The following is an 8,175-nucleotide window of genomic DNA, read 5'->3' on the forward strand; positions in this document are numbered from 1 at the left end:
ATCTAGAAGTGATTCAGATGGATCGATGATTTGTTAGCGCTATAAGTTCTAAAAGAGCGAAATTAAGCACCTGGAAGTGGGTGGTTGTTTTCAAAAATTTGTAAACTGCGTAGCACAAATTTTAGAAAACTTTGCGTTTCTCCTTTTTTAGATGGTTTTCATAAAGTACGTACGATGTTACGTTTTACTATAGATGCTGGAAAGATTGATAACCTAGAAGTAATTCAGGTAGATCGGTGATTTATAAATAATGTGAGTTACTAAAAATATGAAATCAAGCACCTGGAAGAGTGGGTGGTTGTTTTCAAAAATTTGTAAACTGCGTAGCACAAATTTTAGAAAACTTTGCGTTTCTCCTTTTTTAGATGGTTTTCATAAAGTGCGTACGATGTTGCGATTTATTATTTACGGGTAGGATTTGTTTAAAATCCAATTATAAAAAGTTCTTCAATTTCAATTCCAAGATTGTTTAACCATTTAACGCCAAAATTTGCTGGCTCTACATAAATTTTATCATTAAATTCCATCGTATCAATCTCTGATTTTCCTTTAATTCTTTTACCGAGCTCTAATTTAGTTTTTTGAATATTATCTATTTCACTTCTGCTCAACTTTGGAAATTCTAATATATTATGTTGTTTGTTTTCAAGAGATTTTATTTTCTGTTTTAATATTTCAATGTCTTTTTTTGAATATTTAACAGAAATTTCCTGATTTAGGGTAAGACTCCACTTGTTATTTTTTTGAATCAGATTAAATAATAATTTATCGTTTTTATCTATAAGAAATTTAATCCCTCTATCATCATCAATAATGCTAGCAGTTCTTATCCAAATATAAATTCTATCTAATTCCCAGTCTTTCATTTTGAGCAGTTCATATCCCATAACTATGTATGATTAGCTGTTAGATATGTATACTTTACAGAGATCTACCCCCTTCTACGTTCCAGTAAAATCATCATCATTAAACTAAGCATCAACCTATCATCATCATCCGCATCTAGTTCGCCTAATTTTGTGAGTTCAAACTTTCTACCAAAGAATGAAGCCTGTTTCTTTAATCGGATAATTTCTTTTCCATTCATATCTACAACCATATAGGAAGGATTAAAAAGATATCCTGTAAAAATACTAAGTATTGGGATTTCACCTAATAGTGAATCTCCTACTTTTACCCATGCATTTTCTTCACTGATCGTATATTGTTGCTTTTCATTTTCGTCAATAATTTGATATTGTGCTTTCCAAATAGATCGCCAACCTTTACGAACTACTTTCCCAAAACTTTTAGGATCTCCTTCCGTATAAAAAGAATAGGCAGTAGAAAAATCTAACCACTTATCTGCCTTTATTCTATAATTAACTTTTGTTTTTGATTCGTCGCTAAATATTTGAATATCTTCTTTTAGCTTAAACATTTTTTGTCGTACATATGCGATCATTTTTCCGCTGGCATCTGTAGCTTTAAAATCGTTGGCAAGTGTTGATATTTTAAATTCGAAATTAACTGGAAATTGAATGTTTTGCATAATGTTTAATTAGAATGATTGGATGGTTATTTTCTACGTTTTTATACTAAAAATGTGTATTAGCATGTAATGTAATAAAAATTAATTCTTCTGTTATAAGAATTTTAAAAATGTGCAACCCTTGATCGTTTATTTTAGTTTACACTCAAATTCAATCATGGTTTCCAAACCTCTTTAGAATTGTTACTCTTCTTGTAAAATATACAATGCTCTATAGATTATATGAATGCCATATCGTAGGTATGTACACTTAATAACCTATTGTAACGTAATACTTTATCGTTATTTACCGAGTTGGACTGTGTTTGCACTACTTTTAATATAGAAAAATAGCTATACGTATTTAAAACAAATTGGTTATGAAAAGTGAAAAACAGATATGTAATCTAAAAGTGTAGTTAAGTAGGATTATTATACGTATCTGTCAAGAAATAGAGTGTGATTCTTATACAAGATGATCACTCTATTTCAATTTTTGGTTGATTGTATACGTTTTCGCGAACCTGCCTTTGCCGGCAGGCAGGAGCGTATAAAAAGACTTATAACTTTAACAACCACTCTTTGAATTCATAAAAATTGGTTGGGTGAACGCCATGACCTACGGGAAATTCACTTAAGGTACTGTCAATACCTAAATTGCTGAGGTATCCCGGTGTTTTACGAGCGGCATCTATAGGAATCACTTGATCTACCGTACCATGTGAATTATAGATATTAAGATGCGCATAGGATGCTGAAGACTGAAGATTAATAATCTCTTCATTAATATAACCACTCAATCCAATAACGTTTTTCACCTTTTCAGGATAACTTAACGCCACGGCATAACTTAATATAGTCCCTTGACTAAAACCTAATAATGTTACGTTAAAAGGATCAAGATCATATTCCTGTACAGCTTCTGTAATAAAAGTTGCAATCAGATCTCTCGACTCCTTTGCTGCTTCATTATCTGATGTTTTGACACCATCATAATCTATACTAATCGCATACCAAGCATTCCCATACGGTTGCATAGGAATAGGGGCTCTAGCTGAGATGATAAAATAGTGTTCAGGGAGCTCAGAAGCAAAGCTAAATAGATCATTTTCATCACTTCCATACCCATGTAATAAGAGGAGTAAAGGAGTTTTTCCTTCTGTTGTTTTGGTCGGTTTCTGGATAATATGTTCTAGTGAAAGTGTGCTCATGGTACTACAGTATATACTAAAAAAGATGCCATTTTTTATGACATCTTAAGATAAATTTACTGTAAAAATACTAAAGAATTAAATGCTTTTAAACCAATCTTGGAAAAACTTTCCTAGTGTTGGAATTTCTAATTTTTCACCTTTTAGAGCCCCTGCAAATCCTATTACCCAAAGTACAAAAGCACCAAGCCATAAGATATTGGTGATCATGCTAGGGAAATGAAACCTATGTAACACCGAAATAAGAATTCCTATAAGTGAGAGTCCAACCATATTACGTATGTGGTAAGAAACATATTCACTCTGGATAGTATTGTTTTTAACGATTCCTATGATCAGTCCTACAATAGTTAAATAAGTGATAATGGATGTTGTTTTTTCGTCAGATGTTATAGTTGCCATGGGTTGTGTAAGATTATGTTGTACTTGATCTGACGCAGACTTTGTAAAAATGTTACGGCTTTCCTTTCGGAAAATCTTATAATCCCTACTTCGTAAATACTTTCTGAAATAATTCGCCTACTAATGGAATAGGACGTGTATGGCCTTGAAATGCGGAAATGATTCCGTAGAGCCATAGCACAATAAACATAATAATAAATGGTCCGCTAATTAACCAAGAATCAAAAAAACCTAATGGTAAGGTCAATAGTATAAACAATAGATTCAGCCCTAAAGATTGCCTTATATGAAAAGCTGCAAAAGGATTTTTAGGTTCACTATTCATAGAGAATGCAATAAGTAATCCCAGAAAGGAGAAATAACTCCAAGCCGCTGCTGTTTTTCCTTCAAAAATGGTATTCTGATCCATGTTATTATCTAATGGCTAATTTTTGATTTGCAATAACTCCATACACATTTCCTTTTAGTTTGGCGCCTAAGAAACATGCATTTTTGGATTTTGATACGATATCTTCTTCGCTAAAAACTGTCGTTCCTTTTGTTGTAAATAAGGTAAGATTAGCTTCCGTACCTTCTTCTATAGTAATACTTTCTTGTGTAAAGCGATCACGTCCATTAGTTAAAAGTTGTATGGCTTTTTTCTCACTCACTAATGTAAGTAACGCGCCAAATGTAGCTTCTTGAGAAATCGTTCCAAAAGCAGCATTGTCAAACTCAACGTGTTTGCGTTCTATATCTAAAGGATTATGATCACTTGTGACCATATCTATCGTGCCGTCTTTTATACCTGCAATCAATGCGTCTACATCTTCTTGTGTACGTAGTGGCGGCAGTACTTTATAATTGGTGTTAAATTCTTCTAGCGCACTATCTGTATAAAACAAGTTGTGTATGGCAACACTACAACTTACATCAAGACCCTTATCTTTTGCTTCTTTAATAAGAGCTACAGAAGCTGCTGTTGAGATCGTTGGGATATGTAATTTCCCTCCTGTATATGCTAGAATATGTAAATCTCTTGCGACTTGTAAACTCTCTGCAATAGCAGGTATTCCTTTTAAACCAATACGTGTGCTTACAACGCCTTCATTCATCTTTCCAGGCCCCGCAATCTTATTCTCTTGAGGAAAAGAAAGTACAAGTCCATTAAAACCTTGAGTGTATTGCAAAGCAATTTTTAAAAGATTTGGATTCGTAATTGCACGTTGGTAATCTCCAAAAGCGACGGCGCCCGATTGTTGCATATCATACAACTCAGCGAGGTCCACGCTTTCACTATTTCGCGTAAGCGCACCAATAGGAAAGAGACGTGTTGCATATCCTTCACCCATTTTTGAAACAAAGGTAATATCGGCACTTGTATCTAAAATAGGATAGGTGTTTGGATTTATTGCAATACCCGTAAAACCACTTTTTGCAGCAACGGCAAGACCGTTTTCTATTGTTTCGCGTTCTTCATATCCTGGTTGACCGATGCTTACACTACTGTCAAACCAACCTTGAGATACAAATAGATGTTCTTTCTCTATAAGCTGTTCTCCTTTTTCTAAAGATAAATTCTGACCAATTAACCGAATCTTTCCATTCGTAATACGAATGTCAACGGTGGCGCCGTGATGCGAACTTTTACTATCAATAATTGTAGCCGCTTTTATAAGTGCGTTCATTTAAAGAATTTTAAGATAAGCATTTCCAATAGAAGGAATAATAGCGCAAAAATAACAAACCATTTCCAAAGCGATTGTATACTATTTGCTTCTTTGAGCGTATCAAACAAAGTAACAACAGATGTATTATAACTTACACCTTCTGTAGCTTGTAGATTTTGATAGCGTAAAATGCTTTCATCTCTATTGTAATTATAGCTTATTTGCTGTAGGATACTATCCTTATTTATAACGTTATAAATCCCTGCACTTTCAGGTTGTTCTTGTGTGGTAATACTCACTTTGTTTCCAAATGTACGTTGTAATGGAATTTGTGTTTTATCTGGAGTTTCAATATTCGCTAATGATAAGATTCCATCTTCTTGAAGGACTGCAGGAATATCATAGGTATTTACAATACCATTTGTAAAGTATAGGGTAGGTAGCGATAAACTTTGCTTCGCCATATTATATAAGGTAGGTACAATTAATGGTGAATTTTGAAAGTTGGAGTTACTCGTATGTAAACCGCCAGCAATCGCATACACCTTTTCTTTTCCTGTAATAAAGGCGCTTCCATCTTCAAAGTTTAAGATCGTTTCTCCGTTATTGATGATATATCCCTTACTTACAGAAGGGTATTGAAAGTTTTTAATACGATTGTCAAAGACATTACGATATAATGGATGATCATAATTAATCGTAGTTACGAGACGCCCATTAGTCGTTAATTCGCCAACTTGCAAACTTCCTAATCGCGAAAGTAAATTCGTATAATTAGACGCTTCGCTGTCTTCATTTAGGATACATAAAACACTACCTCCATTTGTGACAAAGGTGGCAAGTGCATTTACCAACGCTTGCGAAGGGGTTTTCACTTCATTAAGAATGATGAAATTATATTCTGGAATTTTACTATAATCTAACGTTGTATGGTCTGTAGCGGTATAGGTAAATTCTGGCGTTGTATAAATACGAGATAAAAAATCTTGTTCTCCTTCGTTTATAGATAAGACCTTTATGGCTTGTACGGTATTGTTATTAAAATAGAGTGTATTGTCAAAAGGCAATAAGGGGTCTTCTATCGTAAGTTTTCCTTTAAAATCAGATTGTGTCTCAATATCAAATTCGACTTGTGTTTCAGTAGCTTCATTAAAAGAAGCCGTTGCTTTAGCAATCAATTGATCTCCGTTATATAAAGAAATCGGTACATTGGTTTCTCTACGCTCTTGTGTAGAAAGGGTTGCGATTAGCGACAGTTTATTCGTTTCAGATCGTGTAGGATATACAGAATCTATCGCAATATTATTTTCAATCACAGGGCGTAACTGTACATAATGCAAAGAGACATTATCCAAATCAAGATCCTTTTGTTCTCCTTTGTCCTGAAAATCTGAAATCACAATCAGTTGTTTTTCGGTTGCTGGATTTGAAGAAAATTCCTTTTGTGCTTTTAAGGCAATCGCTCCGGGTGTTAACTGTTCTGCGGCATAGCCAAGTTTTAATAAATTATTTCGGGTATTCTTAATCGAAATGTCTTTATACGTCTCTGTATTTGTAAGCAGTGTAAATGTTTCTTCTTCGGGGATATTGGTAATAAGGTCTTGCAAGGCTTGCCTAAAAAGCTGACCAGAAGGCCCTTTTGCCTGCATACTAAACGAATTATCCAAATAGATAACCGTTTCTTTTTCTTTGGTAGCACTATCACTTTGCGTAAAAAAGGGTTGCGCAAAGGCAAGTACCATCATCGCAATAACTCCCAAACGTGTCAATAATACCAACCATTTTTTGATCGTATTGCTCTTTCGGGTTTGAATACTAATTTGTTTCAGAAACGCAACATTGGTAAAGTCTTCTTTCTGAAACTTACGAAGTTGAAATAAGTGAACGAGAATAGGAATAATCAGTAAAAATAAAGCGTAAAGTAATTCTGGATGTTTAAACTGCATTCCTCTAAAAAGGGTTTTGTCAAAAGTAGGAAAAAAAGAAATGCGTAGAAAAGGAAACGTATAGTTTTAACCTTAATTATAGAGTAGAACTTCGTCGTGAGAGTTGAAAGCGCAATAAAGCCAAGTATTTTCTTGATTTTAGCATAGCATCGCTATGGTTAAATTAAAAAATACAGAGTAGCGATTGGGTTTGAAGTGATTTCATGTCGTAATAGATTTTCTACTATATAATTAAGGTTTTACTATCTTAAGAGTTGGTGTTTTTTTACGCTTTCGCGAAAACAAAATGAGTAGTAATTATACTTTGAAATAGTGCGTTTTATGAACTAGATCATCAGTCATAAACTGTTGCCAACGGTGGGCTTAATAATTAATTCCAAGTTTATTTTTTATTTTGATTACTAATGATGTCACCAGTTGCAAACTAGCGTTTGCTTTTCGACACACAAATAGCGAAATCGTATTGTTTATAGGTTGTGTTGTAAGCAGTATTCTTATTCACTCAAAAATTCAGATGTATAATTTATTATATGGTCTTTTAAAAACCCTTCAATAAATTTTTTGTCACTTCCGGGAAAATTCTTTTTTAAATCTTCAAATTTTGTTTTGTAGTCTTCTGTTTTTTTAAACTCTAAAAACTGTCGTTCTTTAAATTTTAAAAATTGCTTGTAACTGTAGCTTTTATCTTTTTTAAAATTACCTTCTTTTATTTCAAGTAAAAAGTAGTCACTATATATAGATGCGTAACCTGAATGCACATATTCAGTTATTTTTCCATGTGGTAATATTAGAATTCCGCTATACCAATCAATTTTGACTTTATCTTTATCTGGAAAAATTCGTTTATAAATTGAAATTGATTTTATTTTTGGCTTACCGTCTTTATCTGTATAATGACGTGGAATCGTAATATCAGTAACGAATAATTGGTTTTCTATTATTTCGAAATGACCAACATAGCCACGATATAATGCAGTTGAATACCGTTGAGGTCTTTTTTTTGGATTATTTTCAAAATATGGTTCCAGCGGATTGGTATTCAGGTCGTACTCTATTCCCTTATAAGTGATCTTATCAGGATATTGTGCCGTTAAAAGGTCATCGGCTTTCATATTTCCTGTTGTAATTAAAAGAAAAAGCAGAAAAAAAGTCCTTTGTATCATTTGTCCTTGATTGAATTAGGTGTTTATTGTATCTCAAATAAAGTGCCAAATGAGAAAAATAGGTGATTGAACTGGAGAATTACAATATTGCTTACAACGGCCTTGGAATACGTATAAACATCAGTTATGGTTTAAATTAGCGATTATTTTCGTACTAAACACAAGCCTTAGCGATTCCGAGTGGATTCGGACGTAGTCGAATCCGCCGTAATTGCGGTTATACATTGTGTCTGTTGCACAAGTTTTGTTAAAAATACGTATAATTAGTAACTTGTTGTATGCAAGGCTTTAAGA

Annotated in this window: 8 protein-coding genes; all 8 read right to left on the minus strand. The window is 33.4% G+C overall.

The window, feature by feature from the left end; all coding sequences use genetic code 11:
• Positions 1–422: 422 nt before the first annotated feature.
• The 8 genes from Q1A60_RS21320 to Q1A60_RS21355 all read right to left on the minus strand — a co-directional run bounded on the left by Q1A60_RS21320 (position 423) and on the right by Q1A60_RS21355 (position 7,830).
• Positions 423–866: a hypothetical protein gene (locus tag Q1A60_RS21320; RefSeq protein WP_299770189.1), complete on the minus strand. Its 444-nt coding sequence runs from the start codon at positions 864–866 to the stop codon at positions 423–425.
• A gap of 65 nt (positions 867–931) precedes the next feature.
• Positions 932–1,531, minus strand: a complete 600-nt coding sequence (locus tag Q1A60_RS21325; protein WP_299770205.1) for a hypothetical protein — start codon at positions 1,529–1,531, stop codon at positions 932–934.
• A 539-nt stretch (positions 1,532–2,070) separates the two neighbouring features.
• The gene (locus Q1A60_RS21330) at positions 2,071–2,721 is read right to left on the minus strand and encodes an alpha/beta fold hydrolase (RefSeq protein WP_299770221.1); all 651 of its coding nucleotides are present in this window, start codon (positions 2,719–2,721) and stop codon (positions 2,071–2,073) included.
• Positions 2,722–2,799: 78 nt separating this feature from the next.
• Positions 2,800–3,123, minus strand: a complete 324-nt coding sequence (locus Q1A60_RS21335; protein WP_299770237.1) for a hypothetical protein — start codon at positions 3,121–3,123, stop codon at positions 2,800–2,802.
• An 85-nt stretch (positions 3,124–3,208) separates the two neighbouring features.
• A complete protein-coding gene (locus Q1A60_RS21340; protein WP_299770250.1) occupies positions 3,209–3,532 on the minus strand; it encodes a hypothetical protein in 324 nt (107 codons plus the stop codon).
• 4 nt (positions 3,533–3,536) lie between these two features.
• Positions 3,537–4,790, minus strand: a complete 1,254-nt coding sequence (locus Q1A60_RS21345) for a dihydroorotase (RefSeq protein ID WP_299770287.1) — start codon at positions 4,788–4,790, stop codon at positions 3,537–3,539.
• Positions 4,787–6,718 (minus strand): BatA domain-containing protein, encoded by a 1,932-nt coding sequence (locus tag Q1A60_RS21350; RefSeq protein ID WP_299770296.1) that lies wholly within the window; start codon positions 6,716–6,718, stop codon positions 4,787–4,789. The genes Q1A60_RS21345 and Q1A60_RS21350 overlap by 4 nt, the downstream gene beginning before the upstream one ends.
• Before the next feature lie 494 nt (positions 6,719–7,212).
• Positions 7,213–7,830 carry a hypothetical protein gene (locus Q1A60_RS21355; RefSeq protein WP_299770305.1) on the minus strand — a complete coding sequence of 206 codons (618 nt, stop codon included), beginning with the start codon at positions 7,828–7,830 and terminating at the stop codon, positions 7,213–7,215.
• Between the last annotated feature and the right edge of the window lie 345 nt (positions 7,831–8,175).

Source organism: uncultured Dokdonia sp., assembly GCF_947492535.1.
Taxonomy (GTDB): Bacteria; Bacteroidota; Bacteroidia; order Flavobacteriales; family Flavobacteriaceae; genus Dokdonia.

Excerpts from the sequence above, each read along its gene's own strand:
- Q1A60_RS21330 (WP_299770221.1), bottom strand. The coding sequence starts at position 2,721 with ATGAGCACACTTTCACTAGAACATATTATCCAGAAACCGACCAAAACA.
- Q1A60_RS21335 (WP_299770237.1), bottom strand. The coding sequence starts at position 3,123 with ATGGCAACTATAACATCTGACGAAAAAACAACATCCATTATCACTTAT.
- Q1A60_RS21325 (WP_299770205.1), bottom strand. The coding sequence starts at position 1,531 with ATGCAAAACATTCAATTTCCAGTTAATTTCGAATTTAAAATATCAACA.
- Q1A60_RS21320 (WP_299770189.1), bottom strand. The coding sequence starts at position 866 with ATGAAAGACTGGGAATTAGATAGAATTTATATTTGGATAAGAACTGCT.
- Q1A60_RS21340 (WP_299770250.1), bottom strand. The coding sequence starts at position 3,532 with ATGGATCAGAATACCATTTTTGAAGGAAAAACAGCAGCGGCTTGGAGT.
- Q1A60_RS21350 (WP_299770296.1), bottom strand. The coding sequence starts at position 6,718 with ATGCAGTTTAAACATCCAGAATTACTTTACGCTTTATTTTTACTGATT.
- Q1A60_RS21345 (WP_299770287.1), bottom strand. The coding sequence starts at position 4,790 with ATGAACGCACTTATAAAAGCGGCTACAATTATTGATAGTAAAAGTTCG.
- Q1A60_RS21355 (WP_299770305.1), bottom strand. The coding sequence starts at position 7,830 with ATGAAAGCCGATGACCTTTTAACGGCACAATATCCTGATAAGATCACT.